Raw genomic sequence first — 20,647 nt, 5'->3', positions numbered from 1 at the left:
CGTTTTCTTTGGTGCGGGCCGGGGCACCCCCCTGCCTTTCTGCACATTCCCTCCGCATGGCGCTGCGGCAAACTCGCGCGTGCGGAACGCTTCAGCAATCCTTCAGCCTTACCGGGAACCCCCCTATGCGCTCGACATTCCTCACCGGCCTCGCCCTCGCGGCGCTGGCCAGCAGCGGCGCGGCCGTTGCACGCGACCCCATTCCTGCGGACGCGCTCTCGCGCATGCAGGAAATCCAATCGATCTCGATGAGCAGTGACGGCCGCCGCATCGTGGCCCTGATCGGCAAGGCCGGCGCGGAGGAGTTCGATACCTCCCTCGCCGCGTGGGATCTCGAGAACCTCGAGGCCGGCCCGACCGTGACCGCCTCTGGCGACCGCATGAAATTCATTTCGGCATCCGCGCTGAAGGCCGAGCACATCTTCGTCGTCGGTCGCCAGGAGTTCACCGGGCCGCTGGCCGGATGCGGTGAAGGCAAGTCGATCGGATCGACCAAGACCTTCGTCATCAAGGCCTACCTGACCAATGCCGACCAGTCGAAGTTCGAGGAGGCGTTCGCCGCCAACGTCCGCGCGACGGGCATCGGCGAGGCCACCCAGCGCTGCCTCGAGATCGCCGGCAGCGCGCAGCTGGTGAACGGCCTGCCGCTCGATCCCGAGAACGTCATCGTCTCGCAGACCGACATGGCGTCCTTCCAGGACCGCTACTACCGCTACAACCTCCGGACCAAGCAGACCGAGCTCCTCTTCCGCGCCGGTGGCCGCACCTCGCCCGGCCTGTTCGACCCGCGCACGGGCGACCTGCTCACCCGCACGCAGCTCGAGCCGGTGGACGGCACGTTCGAGCAGCGCGTGCTGATCAAGAACAGCGAGACCGGCGAGTTCGAGGTGCATGACAACCTCACCCGGCGCATCAACGACCGCTTCCAGTTCAACTTCGTCGGTCGCGACGAGGCCACCGGCAAGTTCTACGTGCTGACAGACCTGTTCTCGGACCTCGTGCAGGCGCGCATGTACGACCCGAAGACGCGCCAGTTCGACGACGAACCGCTGGTCGCCCATCCGGAGTTCTCGATCGCCAACATCATCCTCGGCACCCGCCCGAGCGACTTCAACAAAGTGCTCGGTTACACCGTGGCCGCCATGAACATGGAGACCACCTGGGTCGACCCGCAGCTGGCGGCCATCCACGAGGGCCTGAAGCAGGCCTTCCCGGGCCAGCTGGTCAACGTCCTGAACTACACGGACGACCGCAAGAAGATCATGTTCAGCACCGAGAGCCACCGCCACCCGACGCGCTACCACCTGCTGGTCGACGGCAAGCAGGTGCTGCCGCTGGGCGCGGAACGCTCGGGCATCGACCCGAACGACATCGGCGAACAGCGTTGGGTGACGTGGAAGGCCCGCGATGGCATGACGATCCCCGGCATCCTCGACCTCCCGGCCGGATGGACGCCGGAGCAGGGCCCGCTGCCGACCATCATCCACCCGCACGGCGGCCCCTGGTCGCGTGACTTCGGCGGCTGGGACGCCTCGGGCTGGGTGCCGTTCCTGACCTCGCGCGGCTACGCGGTGCTTCGTCCGCAGTACCGTGGCTCGCAGGGCCTGGGCCGCAGGCTCTGGCTCGCGGGCGATGCCGAGTGGGGCCAGAAGATGCAGGACGACAAGGACGATGGCGCCGCCTGGCTGGTCCAGGAGGGCATCGCCGACCCGGAGCGGATCGCGATCTTCGGCTACTCGTATGGCGGCTTCGCCGCGGCGGCGGCGGTCGTCCGCGAGAACAGTCCGTACGCCTGCGCCATCTCCGGCGCCCCGGTGACCGACCTCGCCCGCCTCGGCAACAACTGGAGCGAGAACCGCCTGCAGCGCATCGTCCAGGGCGTGACCGTCGCGGGCATGGACCCGATGCAGAACACCGCGAAGGCCAACATCCCGGTCCTGCTGTATGTCGGCGACCGTGACGTCCGCACGCCCGCCTGGCACGCCGAGAACTTCTACAACGCGGTGAAGGACAAGGTGCCGGCCAAGTTCGAGCTGATCCCCGACCAGCCGCACAGCTTCCCGTGGTATCCGCGCCACGCCGCCCGCGGCCTCGCGCTCATCGAGGACTTCCTCGCCAACGAGTGCAAGATGGCGCCAGGCGGCTCGTCCGCGATCGCCAGCACTGCGTCGACGAACTGATCCCCTCGTCATCGTTCGCTTCGAAGCCCGGCCTCGTGCCGGGCTTCGTCGTTTCCGGGCCGTAACACGGCCTACACAGACCATTAACCTGCTGTTAATGTTGGCTCGAGTCCCGCCGTCCGGGGAGCCGCATGGAACGGCCGGGGCCTTGTCCACCACATCGAATTGGGGAGATTCGAATCATGCAGATCAGGAAACACCCGCCGCGCTCGCCGCTGTTCATCGCCACACTCGCGGCCCTGGCCCTCGGCGGCGTGACGCCGGCACTCGCGCAGACACGCGACGACGAGACCGCATCGGAAGAACGCGCCAAGCGGCTCGAGGCCGTGCAGGTGGTCGGGTCGCGCATCAAGCGCGCCACGATCGAAGGGCCGTCGCCCGTCACCATCATCACCAACGACCAACTGCAGCGGGAAGGCTTCGTGACCGTGGCCGAAACGCTGGAGACGATCACGCAGAACGCCGGCTCCGTGCAGAACGAGCTCAACTCGGCCGGCGGCTTCACCCCGAACGGGACGCCGGTGAACCTCCGTGGCCTCGGCACCGGGCGGACACTGCTGCTGATCAACGGGCGCCGCGCGGCCGACTACCCGTTCCCCTACAACGGACAGAGCAACTTCCAGAACTTCAACAACATCCCGACGGCCGCGGTCGAACGCATCGAGATCCTCAGCGGCGGCGCCTCGGCGATCTACGGGTCGGATGCCGTGGCCGGCGTCATCAACGTCGTGCTGCGCAAGGACTTCCGCGGCGACGTGGCCAAGCTCCGCACCGGCACCTCGACCGAGGGCGGCGGCGATTTCGCCGACTTGCAGTGGGTGGGAGGACGCACCGGCGATGGCTGGAGCCTCACCTATGCGCTGCAGTACTACGCCGACGAACCGGTCTACGGGTTCCAGCGCGATTTCATGGATTCGCGCCTCGACAACCCGCTGCCGCCGGCCGTCGTGGGCATCCAGCCGGCCGCGGGCCTGCGCATCAACCGCATCGGCCTGCCCACCGGCTCCCTGTCCTTCATCGCCCCCCCGGCCGGCACCTGCGCCCGCTTCGGCGGCGAATACGTCGATTGGACCTACCGCGCGGTCAATGCCGCGACGGGGCAGGCCTTCACCCAAGGCAACGCCTGCGGGTATTTCGATGACGTCGGCTACCAGTCGATCGCCAACGGCAACAACGACCTGTCCGGCTACCTCTTCGGCAACGTCGAGTTCGACAACGGCATGGAGGCCTGGGCCAGCGTGATGGGCTTCCAGTCACGATCGAAGCTCACCGGCGGCGTCGAATTCATCAACGGCCCCCACACGGATGGCGTCGGCGTCACCAGCACCTTCTTCGCGACGAACCCGGAGATCAACGGCAACGTCCAGATCCAGCGCATCTTCACGCCGCAGGAATACGGCGGCATCGACGGCACGCTGCAGCGCTTCCGCGAAGCCTCGCTGGACCTCGCCTTCGGCCTGCGCGGCACGCTCGGCGAACGCTTCGACTGGGAGGCCACCGTCGGCCGGGCCGACTACCGGGCGACGCGCACGCGCCCGCGCCTCGACGGTTCGGCCGTCACCGACTTCTTCTTCGGCCCTCGCCTGAACACCACGGGCACGCCGCGCCACCTGCTCAACCTCGAGCGCCTCTACCGGCCACTGACGCCCGCCGAGTACGCGTCGCTGTCGAGCAACCTGAAGTACGAGTCCGAGTCCTACGTCAACCAGGGCAACGTGGTCCTGAGCGGCGAGCTCTTCTCGCTGCCCGCGGGCCCGATCGGCTTCGCCACGGTGCTTGAAGTCACCCAGCAGGGCTATGACCTCGATTCGCCGCCGCAGATCCTGCCGACCAACCGCCTCGCGTACAACCTGACCGGCACCAATGGCGGCGGCGACCGCGATCGCTACGCCATCGGCCTCGAGACCAGCCTGCCCCTGCTGGAATCGCTGCGTGCCACCATCGCGGCCCGTTACGACACCTACGACGACATCACCAACGTCGATGACGCGCGTACGTGGGCCACCGGCCTGGAATGGCGTCCGATCGACTCGCTGCTGGTCCGCGGCAACCTGTCGACGAGCTTCAAGGCCCCGGACATGCACTACGTGTACAACGAGGGCAGCGGCAGCTTCAGCAACGCGCTCGACACGTTCCGCTGCCTCTCGACCGGGGGAACGCCGGGCACCTCGACCTGCGCGGGGGCCACGTACACCTACTCGGTGTTCGCCACCAGCCGCGGCGAGCCGACGCTCGAAGAGGAAACCGGCCGCTCCTTCACCGGCGGCTTCGTCTGGGACATCACCGATAGCCTCTCGGCATCGCTCGACTACTACGACATCAAGCTCGAGGGCGCGGTGACCAACCTCACGTCGACCTACATCCTCGACGCCGAGGGCGGGTGCCGCACGGGCCTGACGCGCACCCGCCAACCCTACGCCTTCGACATCAACTCGGGCTTCTGCCAGGAGATCGTCAGCCGCGTGCAACGCGCCCCGGCCCCCGGCGAACCGACGGACCGCATCACCGGCGTCCGCAGCGGGCCAGTGAACCAGGCCTACCAGCGCATCGACGGCATCGACGCCTCCCTGCGTTACCGACTCGGGACCGGCCGCTGGGGCACCTTCGCCTTCAGCCTCGACTGGTCCCACGTACTGAACTTCGAGCTGCAGAGCTTCGCCACCGATCCGGTGCAGGAAGACTGGCGCGATGACCCCGGCAACTTCGACTTCCGCAGCCGAATGCGCGGCTCGGTGGCGTGGGCGCGGAACGACTGGACGACCAACGTCTTCGTGACGCGCTACGGCAGCGTCCCGAACTGGCAGGAAACCGGGCGCATCGCCCCGTACATCCTGTGGAACGTGAACGCGACGAAGCGGCTTACCGAGCAAGCCTCGGTCGGTTTCTACGTCAACAACCTGTTCAACAAGTTCGCGCCCCGCGATGACGGCTTCAACAGCTACCCGTACTTCTGGCGGGCGTTCAGCCCCATCGGCCGGGAGGTGTCGGTGCAGTTCACCTACGCGCTGGACTGACGCCCCGGTACGCCCGCAAGCCCTCGAAGCCCGGCCTCACGCCGGGCTTCGTCTTTCCCGGGCCGCCCTCGATCCGGGAATCCGGCGCCATCTGCGATAATCACCACCTGCCTTCCCCGCGACGCCGATGACCATTTCCGCAGCCCCCGCGCCCGCCCTCGTCACCACCGCCCTGCCCTACGCCAACGGCGAGATCCACCTCGGCCACCTGGTCGGCTACATCCAGGCCGACGTCTGGGTGCGGGCCCGGCGCATGGCCGGCGGCACCACCCATTTCGTCTGCGCCGACGACACCCACGGCACGCCGATCATGCTGGCCGCCGAAAAGGCCGGCACCACGCCCGAAGCCTTCGTCGCCGGCGTGCAGGCCCGCCACGAGCGTGACTTCGCCGATTTCCTCGTCGGCTTCGACCACTACGACTCGACGAACAGCGCCGGCAACCGCGCGCTCACGGAAGCGATCTATGCGGCGCTGAAGGCCAACGGCCACATTGGCGCGCGGCCGATCCAGCAGCTGTTCGATCCGGTGCGGGAAATGTTCCTGCCGGACCGCTACATCAAGGGCGAGTGCCCGAACTGCGGTACGGCCGACCAGTACGGCGACAACTGCGAGAGCTGCGGTGCGACCTACTCGCCCACCGAGCTGAAGAACCCGCGCTCGGTCGTCTCCGGCGCGACGCCGGAGCTGCGCGAGAGCGAGCACCACTTCTTCGAGCTGGGCCGCTTCGAGGCCTTCCTGCGCGAGTGGCTGGCCGGCGACGTCGCCCATCCGGGCGTGCGCGCCAAGCTGATGGAGTGGGTCGAGTCCGGCCTGCGCGCCTGGGATATCTCGCGCGACGCGCCCTATTTCGGCTTCGAGATCCCCGGCGCGCCGGGCAAGTACTTCTATGTCTGGCTGGATGCGCCGATCGGCTACCTGTCGAGCTTCAAGGCGCTGTGCGAGGCCAACGGCCTCGACTTCGGCGCCTTCCTCGATGCCGGCCGCAACGCGAAGGGCGAGACCGAGCTGCACCACTTCCTCGGCAAGGACATCGTCAACTTCCACGGCCTGTTCTGGCCGGCGGTGCTGCACGGCTCCGGACACCGCACGCCGACGCGCCTGCACGTCAACGGCTACCTGACGGTGAACGGCGACAAGATGAGCAAGTCGCGCGGCACCTTCATCCAGGCCCGCACCTACCTCGAGGCCGGCCTGCCGCCGGAAGCGCTGCGCTACTACTACGCGCTGAAGAGCTCGGGCGGCGTCACCGACCTCGACCTCAACCTGCCCGACTTCATGGCACGGGTGAATTCCGACCTCGTCGGCAAGTTCGTGAACATCGCCAGCCGCTGCGCGGGCTTCATCGAGAAGCGCTTCGGCGGCCAGCTCGCCGCCGAGCTCGATGATCCGGCGATGGTCGCCCGCTTCGTGGAAGCCCTCGACACGGTGCGCGGCCACTACCTCGACGACGACGCGGCCGCCGCCGTGCGCGCGGTGATGGCACTGGCCGACGAAGCCAACCGCTATGTCGACGAGAAGAAGCCCTGGGTGATCGCCAAGGCCAAAGGCGGCGACGCCGAGCTGCAGCGCGTCTGCACGCAGGGCCTCAACCTGTTCCGCCTGCTGGCCATCGGCCTGAAGCCCATCCTGCCGGCGCTGTGCGCCCGGGCCGAGGCCTTCCTCGACGCTCCCGTGAGCGGCTGGGCCGATGCCGCCACGCCGCTCCTCGGCCGCGCCATCCGCCCATACGAGCCCCTGCTCACCCGCATCGAAACCAAGCAGATCGACACCATGATCGACGCTTCCAAGGATTCCCTCGCCGCCGCGGCCGAAGCGGCCAAGGCCACTGCCGCCACGACGGAAAAGCCGGCGAAGCCCACCAAGGCCGAGACGCCCAAGCCTGCCGCCGCGCCCGCCGACGCTGGTGCGCCGGCCTTCATCGGCATCGAGGACTTCGCCAAGCTCGACTTGCGCATCGGCAAGGTGCTGGAGTGCGGCTTCGTCGAGGGCTCGGACAAGCTGCTGCGCTTCAAGCTCGACGCCGGCGAGCTCGGCGAGCGGCAGATCTTCTCGGGCATCCGGGCCAGCTACGGCGAGCCGGAAGCGCTCGTCGGCCGCCACGTCGTGTTCATCGCCAACCTCGCGCCGCGCAAGATGCGCTTCGGCATGAGCGAGGGGATGATCCTCTCGGCCGGCTTCGACGGCGGCGCACTGGCCCTGCTTGACGTCGACGGCGGCGCCCTGCCCGGCATGCCGGTGCGCTGAGTCCCGCGACGCCCCGTTTCGCGCGCGCCGAAGGCCCATGACCGACATTCTCCTGATCCTCGTCGGCGCGGTGCTGGTCAACAACTTCGTGCTGGTGAAGTTCCTCGGCTTGTGCCCGTTCATGGGGGTGTCGAGGCAGCTCGATGCCGCCGTGGGCATGGCGCTGGCGACCGGCTTCGTCTTGACGCTCGCGGCCGGGCTCTCGTGGGCGCTCCAGCACTGGCTGCTGGACCCGCTCGGCATCGGCGACCTGCGCACGCCGGCCTTCATCCTCGTCATCGCCGCCACGGTGCAGTTCACCGAGCTGCTGCTGCACCGGCAGAGCCCGCGGCTGTACCAGGTGCTGGGCCTCTACCTGCCGCTGATCACCACCAACTGCGCGGTGCTGGGCGTGGCCCTGCTCAACGTGCAAGCGAAGCACTCGCTGCTCGACTCCGTGCTCTTCGGCTTCGGCGCCGCCGTCGGCTTCGGCCTCGTGCTGGTGCTGTTCGCCGCCCTGCGCGAGCGCCTGGAGTCGGCCGACGTGCCCGCCGCGTTCAAAGGCGCGCCGATCGCACTGGTGACAGCCGGCCTGATGGCGCTGGCTTTCGCCGGCTTCACCGGCATGGACCGCTAGGCGGGCCGTGGCCGACCTGTGGCTGCCGCTGTTGGCCCTCGTGGCGCTGTGCGCCGCCCTTGGCGCCGTGCTCGGCTGGGCGGCGAAACGCTTCGCCGTGGAAGGTGACCCGCTCGTCGAGCAGATCAACGCCGTGCTGCCGCAGACGCAGTGCGGCCAGTGCCGCTACCCCGGCTGCCGCCCCTACGCCGAGGCCATCGCCAAGGGCGAGGCGGACATCAACCAGTGCCCGCCCGGCGGCGACGCGGGCATCCGGGCCTTGGCCACGCTGCTCGGCCGCGAACCGAAGCCGCTGTCCGCCGAGCACGGCGTGGAGAAGCCGCCGCAGGTCGCGCGGATCCGCGAAGACGAGTGCATCGGCTGCTTCAAGTGCATCGCCGCCTGCCCGGTCGACGCCATCGTTGGCGCGCCAAAGTTCCTGCACGTGGTCGTCGACGACCTCTGCACCGGCTGCGAACTCTGCATTCCGCCTTGCCCGGTCGACTGCATCGACCTCGTCGCCGCGCCGCCGCCGTCGCGCTACAGCCGCTCGACGGTGTAGCCGGCCGCGGCCAGCTGCTGCACCAGACCTTCCGCGCCAAGCAGGTGCAGGCTGCCCACCGCGACGAGCGCATCGTCGTCGCCCGGCGCGTCGAGCAAGGCCTTGATGCGCGATACCCAAGCGGCATTGCGCTGCGTGTTGATGCGCTCGTAGAGCGCCGGATCCCGAGCCTTCATGGCGGCCGCCATGCCCCAGTACAGCGCGTCGACGTCGCCCTCGCGCCATTGCCGGTGCAGCCATTCGGTCTCGCTGCGGATTTCGTCGGAGCGCTCCACGACGTCGCGCAGCTGCGCGAGTTGCACGCCGACCTTCATGCCATCAAACAACCGGATCTGGTCGGCCGGCGTCTCCAGTCCCGCCGTGCGCTTGCCCTCGCGGGTGGCGCGCTGCGCGAGATGCTTGTCGAGGCCCAGCGCCGGATCGAGGCCTGCGGCAGTCATCTCCGCCATGCTGAGCGTCAACGCGGCGAACCAGGGCTCCATCCGCTGCAAGGCGTCGATCGGCAAGCCCGCCGCCGTGGCGAGCTGGACGGTGGCCGCCCAGGTCGGGGCGTCCAGCGCCTGCTGCAGGGTGCGGCCGTCGGTGCGCAGGCCGGCCTGCGCGAACTTCACGCCAAGGGTCGGATCCGCCAGCGCCTCGGGCGAGAGTTCGAAGAACACCTGCTCGGCATCGTCGAGCGCGGCATACACCTTGGGGTCGAGCGGGTAGTCGCCCGCCTCCAACAGGTGGAAGGTACCCAACAGGTAGACGTCGTTGTTCCCGTCGCTGGCCTTCCAGAGCAGCGGCCGGGGCGGCCCCGGCGCGGCGGCGACGCTGGCGGCCAGCGCCGTCGCGACGACGAAGACCAGGGCCTGCCAAGCGCCGCGAACGGCCATGCTCAGGAGGACGCCAGCAGCGGCAGCGGCTTTTTCTCGCCGGCTTCGATGCGGAGATCGAGGCGGTTCGAGGGCGGCGGCATCGGGCAGGTGGAGAACTCGGTGAACGCGCAGGGCGGGTTGTACGCGCGGTTGAAGTCGACCACGGTCATGCCACCGTCCGCTGGCTGCTCCGCGTACAGGAAGCGCGCCGCGGCGTAGCTCTCGTGGCCGCTGGTGCGGTCGGCGAAGATCAGGAACAGGCGGCCGTCCCCCTCGTCCACCGCTTCCAGGCGGTACTCGACGCCGTCCTTCTGGAACACCACGACGCCCGGATTGGCCATCGCCTCCTCGATGCCGAGGACGTTGACGATCGTGATCGTCTGGCCGGGCGGATGGGCTTCGAAACGCGCGTCGAAGCGGAACGCCGGATCGATGTCGAAGTAGTCAAGGCCCGGGAAGCGCGTGCGCGTCGGTGCGAGCGCATCGCGGACGCGCAGGCCGTAGTTCTCGCCGCGCTTGATGACGATGAAGCTGGCGTCACCCTGGTTGAAGCCGACCACCGTCGGCGTGCCGCCATCGGCGTCGGTCACCAAGGTGCGCGTGTTGCCGTCGGCGGGCTGGCCGTCGTAGGTCACGCCGGCACCGCGGGTGGCGCGGAAGGTCACCGTGCCGTCGCGGTCGAGTCGGATCAGTCCGACCTCCTCCGGGCCGACGGCAAGGCGGACGCCCTTGGTGGCGCCACTGCCGACGTAGCTGTTGCCGGCCTTGAGCCAATGCAGTCCGACGAGCGAGAGCCAGCCATCGGGCTTCTGCAGGTTCGCGAGGCGCGTCTCGCGCACCTCGTTGACGCTGCGGGCGTGGACCGCGGCGGCGGCGGCGGCCGCGGCTTCGCGCTTCGCCTGGGCGTCGATCTCCGCCTGCGACGGGCCGGATTCCCCGGTGCAACCCACGGCCATGAGCGCAGCGACAAGCACGGAGAGGCCAATGCGCCAGCGCGCGGCGCGGGGGGATGGGATGGAACGACGCATGCAGGGCTCCTTATCGGCCGCGGAGGAACAACCGGTCCAGTTCCGCGAGCTCCAACTGTACGTAGGTCGGGCGACCATGGTTGCACTGTGCCGCGCGTTCCGTCGCCTCCATGTCACGCAGCAGGGCGTTCATCTCGGGCACGGTCAGGCGGCGGTTGGCGCGCACCGAACTGCGGCAGGCCCAGCCCCCCATCAGCCCGTGCACGGCTTCCTCCACCTTGCGCGTGCTGCCGTGCTCGCGCAATTCGGCCAGTGCGTCGAGCAGCAGCGGCTTGGCGTCGAGATCGGCCAGCAGCGCGGGCACGCTGCGCAGCGACAGCGACTGCGGCCCCGTGCGCCGCACTTCGAAGCCCAGCGAGGCGAGCAGCGCCGCGTGCAGCTCCGCCGTGTCCGCCTCGCGCTCGCTCACGGCAAGGGCCTCGGGCACCAGCAGCGGCTGGGCGCGCAGGTCCTGCGCCGCGAAGGCCGCCTTCATGCGTTCGTAGGTGATGCGCTCGTGCGCCGCGTGCATGTCCACGAGGACGAGGCCCTGGGCGTTCTGCGCCAGGACGTACACGCCATGCAGCTGAGCCAGCGCGAAGCCCAGCGGCGGCGCAACGGTGTCATCCCCTTCCACCGGAGCGCCGGCCGGGAAGGCGGCCGGGCTCGGTGCGACGGTCGCGGCGGACGGCGGGCTCGCCTCGCGGGCGTCCGATGCCGCGTACAGCGTGCGGTAGGCGGCCATGGTGTCACCCACCGACAGGCCCAGGCGCGACTGGTCCGCCGGCGCCCACTGCGGCAGCCCTGCCACCGGGGTCGGCACTGGGCCCACCGGGCTCGACGGTGCCCCGACGGCGTCGGCGGGACGGGCCTCGGCCAACGCTTCGTGCAACGTGCGGAAGATGAAGTCATGCACCAGCCGGCCGTCGCGGAAGCGCACCTCGTGTTTGGCCGGATGCACATTCACATCGACGCGGCGCGGGTCGAGCTCGAGGAACAGCACGAAGCTCGGATGCCGCCCGTGGTACAGCACGTCGGCGTAGGCCTGCCGCACGGCATGCGCGACGATGCGATCCCGCACGGCGCGGCCGTTGACGTAGAAGAACTGCTGGTCGGCGCTGCTGCGCGAGGCCGTCGGCAAGCCGATCCAGCCGTGCAGGCGCAGCCCGGCCTGCGCGTGGTCGAGGCCGAGCGCACGCTCGTGGAATTCCGGGCCCAGCGCTTCGGCGAGGCGCTTCGGCGCGTCGCCACCGTTCGGGCGGTAGTGCCGCAGCAGCCGGCCGTTGTGGTTCAGCTTGAGCTCGATCGTCGGGCGGGCCAGCGCAAGCTGCCGCAGCCAATCCTCGACATGCCCGAGCTCGGTGCGCTCGGCCTTCAGGAACTTGCGCCGTGCGGGCACGTTGAAGAACAGGTCGCGCGCCTCGACCGTCGTGCCTTGCGCGTGCGGGTGCGGCGTCACCTCGCCGAGCCGTCCGCCCTCGACGTCGAGCTTCGCGCCGCGCTCCTGCGTGGCCGTGCGCGAGGCCAGCGAGAAGCGACTCACCGAGGCGATCGACGGCAGCGCTTCGCCGCGGAAACCGAGCGTGGCGACGGCTTCGAGATCATCGAGGCTGGCGATCTTGCTGGTGGCGTGACGCGACACCGCCATCGGCAGTTCCGCAGGCGCCATGCCGACGCCGTCGTCACGGATGCGGATCAGGCGTGCGCCGCCCTCCTCGAGGTCGATCTCCACGCGCTGGGCACCCGCGTCCAGGGCGTTCTCGACCAGCTCCTTCACGACCGACGCCGGCCGCTCGACGACTTCGCCGGCGGCGATCTGGTTGATCAGGACTTCGGGGAGCAGCTGGATCGGCATGCGGGCATCGCGCAGGGATGGAGCGCGATGATACCGGGGGCGCATGGCGCGCCGCGTGCGGATTACTCGGGCGCAGCGGGGATGCGCAGGCGCTCGCCGACGCGCACGACGTCGTCGCGCTTGTCGTTGGCGCTGCGGAGTTGGCTCAGCGAGATGCCGTGCCGCGCCGCGATGAGTCCAAGCGTCTCCCCGCGCGCGACGACGTGCTGCCGCGCCCCGCGTGACGGGTTCGCGGCGAACCACGTACCCGGCGGCGGCTGCGAGCCGAAGTAGTCCCCGACGCCCCGCGCAATGACCTCGGCGAGGCGGCGGCGGAAGTTGGCGTCGTTGAGCTTCCGCTCGTCGGCGGCGTTGGTGATGAAACCCGTCTCCACCAACATGGAGGGGACGTCGGGCGAGCGCAGCACCCAGAAATTGGCGCGTTCGACTTGCGGCTTGTGCGTCTTGCCGACGCTGCGCAGTTCATCGAGCACGTGGTTCGCGGCCTCGTCCGAGACGCGCATCGTCGCGCTCTGGGAGAGGTCGAGCAGGACGGCGGCGAGGCTGCGGTCCTTGTCCTCGAGGCTCACGCCGCCGACGAGGTCGGCGTTGTTCTCGCGGTCGGCGAGGAAGCGCGCCGCTTCGCTGGAGGCGCCTCGCGTCGACAGCACGAACACCGACGCACCGCTGGCTTGACGGCTCTGCGCGGCATCGGCGTGGATGGAGATGAACAGATCCGCCTGCGCATCCCTGGCGCGCTGGTAGCGCTCGCCAAGCGGGATGAACACGTCGCTGTCGCGGATCAGCAGCGCTCGCATGCCCGGATGGCGATCGATCTCCGCGGCAAGCTCGCGTGCGACCTTCAGTGTGACGGTCTTCTCGTAGGTCCCGCCGCCGCCGATGGCCCCCGGGTCGCGGCCCCCATGGCCGGCATCGATCGCGATCAACAGCTCACGCGTGCCGGACACGGGTGACGGGGCGGCCGCCGCAGGCGCTGCCCCGGCATTCGCGGCCGGCGCGGCCGCGGGGGTGGAAATGGCCGCCGCGCCGGAATCATCGCGAAACATTTCCAGCACGAGACGCGAATCCCGGCCGCTGCCCTCGACACGCGTGCGCGGGCGCACGACGCCGGCGAGATCGAACACGATGCGCAATTTGCCCGCTTCCGGGGACCCCGTGCGCACACCGATGACACGCCCGTTCGGCGCGGGTGGACGGAATCCGTCGGCCAAGGCGGCGCCGGGAAGGTCAAGCACCAGCCGGTCGGGATTGGCCAAACTGAAAAGACGGTAATCGCCGGGCGCGCCATCCAGATGGAGTTCGGCGCGGGTGCTCGCCTCGCCGGCGCTGAGGCGCAGCTGCCCAACCTCGACGGCCGAATGGGCGAACGCGGCATAACCCAAGCCTGCCACCAGGAGGGCCAGATGCAGCCAACGGGTCAGGTTGATGGCGGGCGCACGCGACATGGGCGCGATTCAAGCACTGAGCCTCGAGCTTTGCAAGATGTTTTTCCTTTGCAATCCGTAGCCTGCAGCCCATTCCTGCGACGCTCCCTGATGAACCACCCCTAAGTGACGGGGACGGAGCCGGCTGCCGGACCGTCGAGGGCCGACTCCAGGCGCCCGAGCCACGCCCGTCCTGTCGCGCTCTTGGGCACAAAGACGGCTCGGCGGCCACGCCCGTCGACGACGAGATGGATGGCGAGGTCCGGGGCGGGCAACGTCGCTCCGCCGCGCTCCGGCCACTCCACCAGCCACAGGGCGGCCGCGTCCTGCAGTTCGTCGAGCCCGAGGAAATCCAATTCGCCCGCATCCGCCAGCCGGTAGAGGTCGAGATGGGCCGCTTCGCCGTCGTTCAGACCGTAGCGCTCGATGAGGGTGTAGGTGGGGCTTCGGATCGTGCCCGTGACCCCCAAAGCGCGCAGCAGGGCCCGGGCCAGCGTGGACTTGCCCGCGCCGAGGTCGCCGTGGAGATGCACCACCGCGCGGGACGGCCGGGTCGCGGCCAGTCGGGCACCCAAGGCCACCGTCGCCTCGGCGTCGGCGAGGAGCAGGGACGTCATGTCGCCAACGCCGCGTCGAAGGCCGCGATGACGTCGCTGGCCAGCAGGCCGCGCCGACGAGGGACGGCATCGGCCGCCGCCGAGTGCGTCAACGCCCCCACCCACGCCGCCTCGAAGGCCGGCAGGCCCTGGGCGCGAAGCGCCGCGACGAGGCCCGTCAGCGCGTCGCCCATGCCTGCCGACGCCATGCCGGGATGGCCGGCATCGATGAGGCGCGGGGTTTCCCCCGGGGCGGCCACCAGCGTCCCGGCCCCCTTGAGCACCACGGCCGCCTCGAAGCGCGCGACCAACGCCACGACGGCCGCGAAACGATCGGCCTGCACGTCGGTGGTTCGGCACCCCAGCAGGCGCGCGGCTTCGCCGGGATGCGGCGTGAGCACGGCGCCGGGCACGGCGCGCGGGGCCTCCGCCAACAGGTTCAGGGCATCCGCGTCCAGCACCAGCGGACGGCCCGATGCCAAGGCCACGTCGAACACCCTGCGCCCCCAAGCGCCCTGCCCCAGCCCGGGGCCGACCGCCAGCACATCCGCGGCGGCCAGCCGCGCGCCGAGCGCCTCGCCCTCGGGCATCACCGCCGCCATCACTTCGGGCCGGCGGACGGTCAAGGCCAGCACGGTCTCCGGCTGGGAAAGCGCCTCCACCCACCCGGCCCCGCCGCGCGCGGCGGCTTCCGCGCAGAGCACGAGGGCCCCGGCCATGCCGTGGCCCCCGCCCAGGCACAGCACCCGGCCGTGGTGGCCCTTGTGGCTGTCGACGCGACGTCGCGGCAGCGCGACGGCCAGCGCCGCCGCACGCACCGCCCAAGCGGCGGGCGCACCGACGGACGCCGCGGCCGCGAGGGTCTCGACATCGAGGCCGAGCGGCTCGACGACCACGTCGCCTGCGGCCTCGCGGCCTTGCGCGGTGAACAGCCCGGGCTTTGCAGCGATGAAGCACAACGTGGTCGTGGCCGGCAGCACCACGCCCGGCGCGCTGCCGCGGTCGGCATCGATGCCCGAGGGCACGTCGAGCGCGAGTACCGGGCGTCGCTGCGCACCGACGGCCTGCATAAGCGCAGCGAAGGTGGGCTCCGGCGCCCGCGACAGGCCGATGCCGAACAGACCATCGATCCATGCATCCACCTCGGGCAAGGGCGACGCGGGATCCCGCACGCCCTGCCCGGTGGCCTGCCAGCGTTCCGCGGCGGCCCGAGCGGCGGGCGTGCGAGGCTCCGCGCAGGCGACCAAGGCCACGTCGAGCCCCGCGTGGTGCAGGGCCAGCGCCGCGACGTAGCCATCGCCGCCGTTGTTGCCGCTGCCGCACAGCACGCCCACCCGGCGCGCGTCGGGCCAACGCTGGCGCAGCAGCGCGGCCGCAGCCTCGCCGGCCTGCGTCATCAACCCGAGGGCGTCGACACCGCGCGCGAAGGCCGCGCGCTCGATGGCGCGCACGGCGTCGGCGCGGTACAGCGGCAGGGCATGGGGCATGCGCCGATTCTATACTTCGCGCCATGCACGACTGGGCCGCGCTCGCCGCCGACATCAAGCGCTGGGCCGAAGCGCTCGGCTTCCAGCAGGCCGGCATCAGCGCCGGCACGCTCGCCCGCGACGAAGCCCACCTCGAGCGCTGGCTGGCCGACGGCCACCACGCCGCGATGGATTGGATGGCCACCCATGGGACGAAGCGCAGCCGCCCCGCCGAGCTGGTGCCCGGCACGCTGCGCGTGATCAGCGTGCGCATGGATTACGGCGTCGACGACGATGCGGCCTGCTGGGACACGCTGGCCGATGGCACCCGCGCCTACGTCGCGCGCTACGCACTCGGCCGCGACTACCACAAGGTTCTGCGCGCGCGACTGCAGAAGCTGGCCGACCGCATCGCCGAGGTCGTCGGTCCCTTCGGCTACCGCGCCTTCGTCGACTCCGCCCCGGTGCTGGAACGCGCGCTGGCGCGCGACGCGGGCCTGGGCTGGATCGGCAAGAACACCTGCGTGATCAACACCAAGGCCGGCAGCTGGTTCTTCCTCGGCGAGCTCTACACCGACCTGCCGCTGCCCGTCGACGAACCGGCGACGGAACACTGCGGCACGTGTACGCGCTGCATCGACGTCTGCCCCACGCAGGCCATCGTCGCCCCGAACGTGCTCGACGCGCGGCGCTGTATCAGCTACCTGACCATCGAGAACCCCGGGGCGATTCCCCTGGAGTTCCGCAAGCCGATGGGGAACCGCATCTTCGGCTGCGACGACTGCCAGCTCGTCTGCCCCTGGAACAAGTTCGCGACGCGCCACGCCCTGCCCGACTTCGAGCCCCGCAACGGCCTCGACACCGCCTCGCTGCTGGGCCTGTTCGCGTGGGAGGAAGACGACTTCCTCCAGCGGACCGAAGGCTCGGCGATCCGGCGCACCGGCCACGTCGGCTGGCTGCGGAACATCGCCGTCGCGCTGGGCAATGCGCCCTACGCCCCCGACGTCGTCGATGCGCTGCGTGCCCGTGCCGCACACCCGTCAGAGGTGGTTCGCGAGCACGTCGCGTGGGCACTGGCCGAGCAAGCCGCGAAAGCGCGGACTTGAGCCGCGGCGCGCGCCCGCATCAAGAACGGGCGACGTCCCTCCGCCTCAACCGCGAGACAGGATCTCCGCGGCCAGCGCCGCGCTGATCGGGTCCTGCGCTTCGGCCCCGCCCTCGAGCACCGGCAGCAGGCCACCGGCCAGCGTCTTGCCAAGCTCCACGCCGAACTGGTCGAACGCGTTGATGCCCCAGAGCACCGATTGCGCGTAGACGCTGTGCTCGTAGAGCGCGATCAGCGCACCGAAGCTCCGCGGCGTCAGACGGTCGAGCAGGACCAGCGTGCTCGGCCGGTTGCCCGGGAAATGCCGCTGCGGGCGATCGCCCTCGTCGCCATTCGCCAACGCCTCGACCTGCGCCAGCAGGTGCGACAACAGCACGCGATGCTGCGCGGCGTGCGCGTGGTCCGGCTGGACGACGCCGATGAAATCCGCCGGCACCACCTGCGTGCCCTGGTGCAGGGCCTGGAAGAAGCTGTGCTGGCTGTCGGTGCCCGCCCCGCCCCATAGCACGGGGACGGTGTCGTGCTCGATGGCGGCGCCGTCGTGGTCGACCCGCTTGCCCAGCGATTCCATGACCAGCTGCTGCAGGTAGGCCGGCAGCAGCCGCAGGCGTTCGTCGTAAGGCAGCACCGCGTGCGCGGCGTGGCCCTCGGCGTTGCGGTTCCACACCGCGAAGAGCGCGTGCCACAGCGGGAGGTTCGATTCCGCCGGCGCGTCGAGGAAATGCCGGTCCATCGCCTCGGCACCGGCCAGCATCTGCGCGAAGCCGTCCTCGCCGAGGGCGAGCAGTACCGAGAAGCCGACCGCCGACCACAGCGAATAGCGGCCGCCCACCCAATCCCACATCGGCAGCACGCGAGAGGGATGGATGCCGAAGGCTTCCGCCTTGGGCACGTTGGCGCTCACCGCATACAGGCGCTCGCCGCCGCCGAGCCATTCGCGGATCAGCTGGCCGTTGAGCAGCGTCTCCTGCGTACCGAAGCTCTTCGAGACGAGGATGGCGGCGGTCTTCGCCGGATCGAGCCCGGCCAGCAGGCGGGTCGCCGCGTGGGCGTCGACATTGCTGAGGAAATGGATGGCGAAGCGCCCGTCGCCGAAATCCTTCAGCGCATCGAGGGCGAGGCGCGGCCCGAGGTCGGAGCCACCGATGCCGACGTTGATGATGTCGGTCACGCCGCTGGCGCGCAGGGCTTGCGCCATGTCGGCCATGCGCTGGCGGGCGGCGTTGGCTTCTTGCGCCGCGCCGGAGGCGACCGGGGCATCGAACGCCGTGCGCAGCGCGCTGTGCAGCGCGGGACGGCCTTCCGAGCGGTTCACCGAGGCGCCGTGCAGGAGCTCACGGATGGCCGCGCCCATGCCGCTGGCCCGGGCCACCGCCAGCAGCGCGTCCAGCGCTTCGGCATCGACGTGCTGGCGCGCGAAGTTCGCGTAGAGACCGTCGACCTTCAGGGCCATGCGCGCCGCGCGATCGGGTTCCTGCGCGATGAGCTGCTTCAACGAATGGCCCGCGAGGCGGGCGCCGTGGGCCCTCAGGTGTGCCAGACGCGCCGCGATCGAGTGCATTCGTCGTCCAGTGCTCAGGCGGCCTGCGCCGGGATGCTGTGGTTGGTGTGGGTGAGGCGGTTCTGGCGGTCGACGTAGACCAGTGTCGGCTTGAACTTCGCCGCTTCCGCCTCGTCGAGCTGGCCGTAGGCGCAGATGATCACGAGGTCGCCCGGGCCGGCGAGGTGCGCGGCGGCGCCGTTCACCGAGATCACGCCGCTGCCCTCTTCGCCGCGGATGGCGTAGGTGACGAAGCGCGCGCCGTTGTTGATGTTGAAGATGTGCACCTGCTCGTACTCGCGGATGCCCGAGACGTCGAGCAGGCGGCCGTCGATGGCGCACGAGCCTTCGTAGTGCAGCTCGGCGTGGGTGACGGAGGCGCGGTGGATCTTGGCTTTCAGCAGGGTGAGCTGCATGGGGGCGGTCCGGAGGCGTGAAGGCGCGGAGTGTAGGGGCGAGGGGTGGAGCCCGCAATCGAACCCACCCGTGCGGGCAGCGTCGCCGAAGCGCCGTTCAGCGGGCGTCGACGCCGTCGAAATCGAGGTTGTCGATCAGGCGCGTCCGGCCGAGCCGGGCTGCCACCAGCCCCAGCAGGCCTGGCTCGCCACCGCTGCTCGGGATCGACAGGTCGGCGCGGCGGATGGCCACGTAGTCGACCTCGAAGCCGGCCGCGGTGAGGCGCTCGAGCGCTTCCTGCTCCAGGCCTGCCGTCGGCAGCCCTTGCGCGGCCTGCTCGCGCATCGTCCGCAGGTTGCGGATGATCTCCACGGCCACGCGACGCTCGTCTTCCGACAGGTACTGGTTGCGCGAGCTCATCGCCAGGCCATCGGGCTCGCGCACGGTCGGTCCCGGCACGATGTCGATGGCGAAGGCGAGGTCCTTCGCCATGTGCTTGATCACCTGCAACTGCTGGTAGTCCTTGCGGCCGAACAGGGCCACGTCCGGATGCACCATGTTGAAAAGGCGCGCCACCACCGTGGCAACGCCGTCGAAATGGCCGGGGCGATGCGCCCCCTCGAGCACGTCGGCGACGCCAGGCACGCGGATGCGCACGGCGGCTTCGGCGCCCAGCGGGTACATGGTCTCGACGGACGGCAGGAACAGCAGGTCGCAGCCCGCCTGCGCGAGGCCGGCGGCATCGGCCTCCGGCGTGCGCGGGTAGCGCGAGAAGTCCTCGTTCGGGCCGAACTGCGTGGGGTTCACGAACACGCTGGCGACGACCTTGTCGGCGTTCTGCTTCGCCAATTCGATCAACGAATGGTGACCGGCATGCAGGTTGCCCATGGTGGGCACCAGCGCGATGCGATGCCCCTGGTCGCGCCAGCCGGCGAGATGGGCGCGCAGTTCGGCGACGGTGCGGACGGTGCGGATCATGCGTAGGCGTGCTCGGTCGCAGGGAAAGTGCGCGAACGCACGGCCTCGGCGTAGGCGCGGACGGCGCCCTGCACCGAGCCGCCGTCGGCGAGGAAATTCTTCACGAAGCGCGGCCGGCGGCCGGCGCTCACGCCCAGCAGGTCGTGCAGCACCAGGATCTGCCCGTCGCAGGCGGCGCCCGCGCCAATGCCGATGGTCGGGATCGCCAGCTCGCGCGTGATGCTCTCGGCCAGCGCAGACGGCACGCATTCAAGCACCAGCGCACTGGCGCCCGCGGCTTGGACCGCCAGCGCGTCGCGCTTGAGCTGCTCGGCGGCCGCAGCTTCGCGGCCCTGCACCTTGTAGCCGCCAAGGCGCAGCACCGACTGCGGCGTCAGGCCGAGATGGGCGCAGACCGGGATCTCGCGCTCGACGAGGAAGCGGATGGCGTCGAGCTTCACCCCTGCTCCCTCGATCTTGACCATCCCGGCCTCGCCTTCCTTGAGCATCCGGAGACCGGCATCGAAGGCGCGCTCCGGCGTGGCATCGGCACCGAAGGGCATGTCGGCCACCAGCAGGGCGCCGCGCAGCCCGCGGGCCACGGCGCGGGAGTGGTAGACGATCTGGTCGACGGTGACCGGCAAGGTGCTGGATTCGCCCTGCACCACCATGCCCAGCGAATCGCCCACCAACACCAGGTCGACGCCCTCGCCGTCGAGCACCGCAGCGAAACCGGCGTCGTAGGCCGTCATCGCCACGATCGGCACGCCGGCGGACTTCAGGCGGCGCAGTTCGGGGACGGTGACGGGTGGGCGCGGCGGGGGCGCGTCGGAGGCGTACATGCGGGG

16 protein-coding genes are annotated in these 20,647 nt (G+C 70.2%); 6 read left to right on the top strand and 10 right to left on the bottom strand.

Translation table 11 applies throughout. From position 1 onward, the window contains the following. Nucleotides 1-125 precede the first annotated feature (125 nt). The 5 genes from ACYVAK_RS07790 (at nucleotide 126) to rsxB (ending at nucleotide 8,596) form a co-directional block, all read left to right on the top strand. Nucleotides 126-2,180 carry an alpha/beta hydrolase family protein gene (locus ACYVAK_RS07790; RefSeq protein WP_461059615.1) on the top strand — a complete coding sequence of 685 codons (2,055 nt, stop codon included), beginning with the start codon at nucleotides 126-128 and terminating at the stop codon, nucleotides 2,178-2,180. A gap of 182 nt (nucleotides 2,181-2,362) precedes the next feature. Then, nucleotides 2,363-5,194: a TonB-dependent receptor plug domain-containing protein gene (locus ACYVAK_RS07785; RefSeq protein WP_461059613.1), complete on the top strand. Its 2,832-nt coding sequence runs from the start codon at nucleotides 2,363-2,365 to the stop codon at nucleotides 5,192-5,194. 127 nt (nucleotides 5,195-5,321) lie between these two features. Next, nucleotides 5,322-7,439, top strand: coding sequence for a methionine--tRNA ligase (gene metG, locus ACYVAK_RS07780; RefSeq protein ID WP_461059611.1), 2,118 nt, complete (start codon nucleotides 5,322-5,324; stop codon nucleotides 7,437-7,439). Nucleotides 7,440-7,476: 37 nt separating this feature from the next. Beyond that, nucleotides 7,477-8,055 (top strand): electron transport complex subunit RsxA, encoded by a 579-nt coding sequence (rsxA, locus tag ACYVAK_RS07775; protein WP_461059609.1) that lies wholly within the window; start codon nucleotides 7,477-7,479, stop codon nucleotides 8,053-8,055. 7 nt (nucleotides 8,056-8,062) lie between these two features. Further along, the gene (gene rsxB, locus ACYVAK_RS07770) at nucleotides 8,063-8,596 is read left to right on the top strand and encodes an electron transport complex subunit RsxB (protein ID WP_461059607.1); all 534 of its coding nucleotides are present in this window, start codon (nucleotides 8,063-8,065) and stop codon (nucleotides 8,594-8,596) included. Here rsxB and ACYVAK_RS07765 read toward each other — a convergent pair. The 6 genes from ACYVAK_RS07765 to ACYVAK_RS07740 form a co-directional block, all read right to left on the bottom strand. Further along, entirely contained in the window at nucleotides 8,575-9,471 is an 897-nt protein-coding gene (locus ACYVAK_RS07765) for a TraB/GumN family protein (protein WP_461059605.1), read from the bottom strand. The two genes, rsxB and ACYVAK_RS07765, sit on opposite strands and share 22 nt — an antisense overlap. A 2-nt stretch (nucleotides 9,472-9,473) precedes the next feature. Next, complete coding sequence (locus ACYVAK_RS07760; RefSeq protein ID WP_461059603.1) at nucleotides 9,474-10,481, bottom strand: DUF1684 domain-containing protein; 1,008 nt, start codon at nucleotides 10,479-10,481, stop codon at nucleotides 9,474-9,476. Nucleotides 10,482-10,491: 10 nt separating this feature from the next. Further along, entirely contained in the window at nucleotides 10,492-12,315 is a 1,824-nt protein-coding gene (mutL, locus tag ACYVAK_RS07755) for a DNA mismatch repair endonuclease MutL (RefSeq protein WP_461059601.1), read from the bottom strand. 62 nt (nucleotides 12,316-12,377) lie between these two features. After that, complete coding sequence (locus ACYVAK_RS07750; RefSeq protein WP_461059599.1) at nucleotides 12,378-13,760, bottom strand: N-acetylmuramoyl-L-alanine amidase; 1,383 nt, start codon at nucleotides 13,758-13,760, stop codon at nucleotides 12,378-12,380. Between the two features lie 101 nt (nucleotides 13,761-13,861). After that, nucleotides 13,862-14,356, bottom strand: coding sequence for a tRNA (adenosine(37)-N6)-threonylcarbamoyltransferase complex ATPase subunit type 1 TsaE (gene tsaE / locus ACYVAK_RS07745; protein WP_461059597.1), 495 nt, complete (start codon nucleotides 14,354-14,356; stop codon nucleotides 13,862-13,864). Continuing rightward, nucleotides 14,353-15,822 carry an NAD(P)H-hydrate dehydratase gene (locus tag ACYVAK_RS07740; protein ID WP_461059595.1) on the bottom strand — a complete coding sequence of 490 codons (1,470 nt, stop codon included), beginning with the start codon at nucleotides 15,820-15,822 and terminating at the stop codon, nucleotides 14,353-14,355. The genes tsaE and ACYVAK_RS07740 overlap by 4 nt, the downstream gene beginning before the upstream one ends. A 23-nt stretch (nucleotides 15,823-15,845) precedes the next feature. Between ACYVAK_RS07740 and queG the strand changes: the two genes are divergently transcribed. Then, nucleotides 15,846-16,907, top strand: coding sequence for a tRNA epoxyqueuosine(34) reductase QueG (gene queG / locus ACYVAK_RS07735; protein WP_461059593.1), 1,062 nt, complete (start codon nucleotides 15,846-15,848; stop codon nucleotides 16,905-16,907). 45 nt (nucleotides 16,908-16,952) lie between these two features. Here queG and pgi read toward each other — a convergent pair whose 3' ends face one another. The 4 genes from pgi to panB form a co-directional block, all read right to left on the bottom strand. Continuing rightward, nucleotides 16,953-18,467, bottom strand: coding sequence for a glucose-6-phosphate isomerase (gene pgi / locus ACYVAK_RS07730; protein ID WP_461059591.1), 1,515 nt, complete (start codon nucleotides 18,465-18,467; stop codon nucleotides 16,953-16,955). 14 nt (nucleotides 18,468-18,481) lie between these two features. Further along, nucleotides 18,482-18,862: an aspartate 1-decarboxylase gene (gene panD, locus ACYVAK_RS07725; protein WP_297866694.1), complete on the bottom strand. Its 381-nt coding sequence runs from the start codon at nucleotides 18,860-18,862 to the stop codon at nucleotides 18,482-18,484. A gap of 97 nt (nucleotides 18,863-18,959) precedes the next feature. Continuing rightward, nucleotides 18,960-19,820 (bottom strand): pantoate--beta-alanine ligase, encoded by an 861-nt coding sequence (gene panC, locus ACYVAK_RS07720; RefSeq protein ID WP_461059588.1) that lies wholly within the window; start codon nucleotides 19,818-19,820, stop codon nucleotides 18,960-18,962. After that, the gene (gene panB, locus ACYVAK_RS07715; RefSeq protein ID WP_461059586.1) at nucleotides 19,817-20,641 is read right to left on the bottom strand and encodes a 3-methyl-2-oxobutanoate hydroxymethyltransferase; all 825 of its coding nucleotides are present in this window, start codon (nucleotides 20,639-20,641) and stop codon (nucleotides 19,817-19,819) included. Before panB ends, panC begins: the two co-directional genes overlap by 4 nt. Nucleotides 20,642-20,647: the final 6 nt, after the last annotated feature.

The organism is Silanimonas algicola (genome assembly GCF_054777375.1).
Note: the sequence above shows the minus strand (reverse complement) of the source record. Positions and strands in the feature narration are given on the sequence as shown.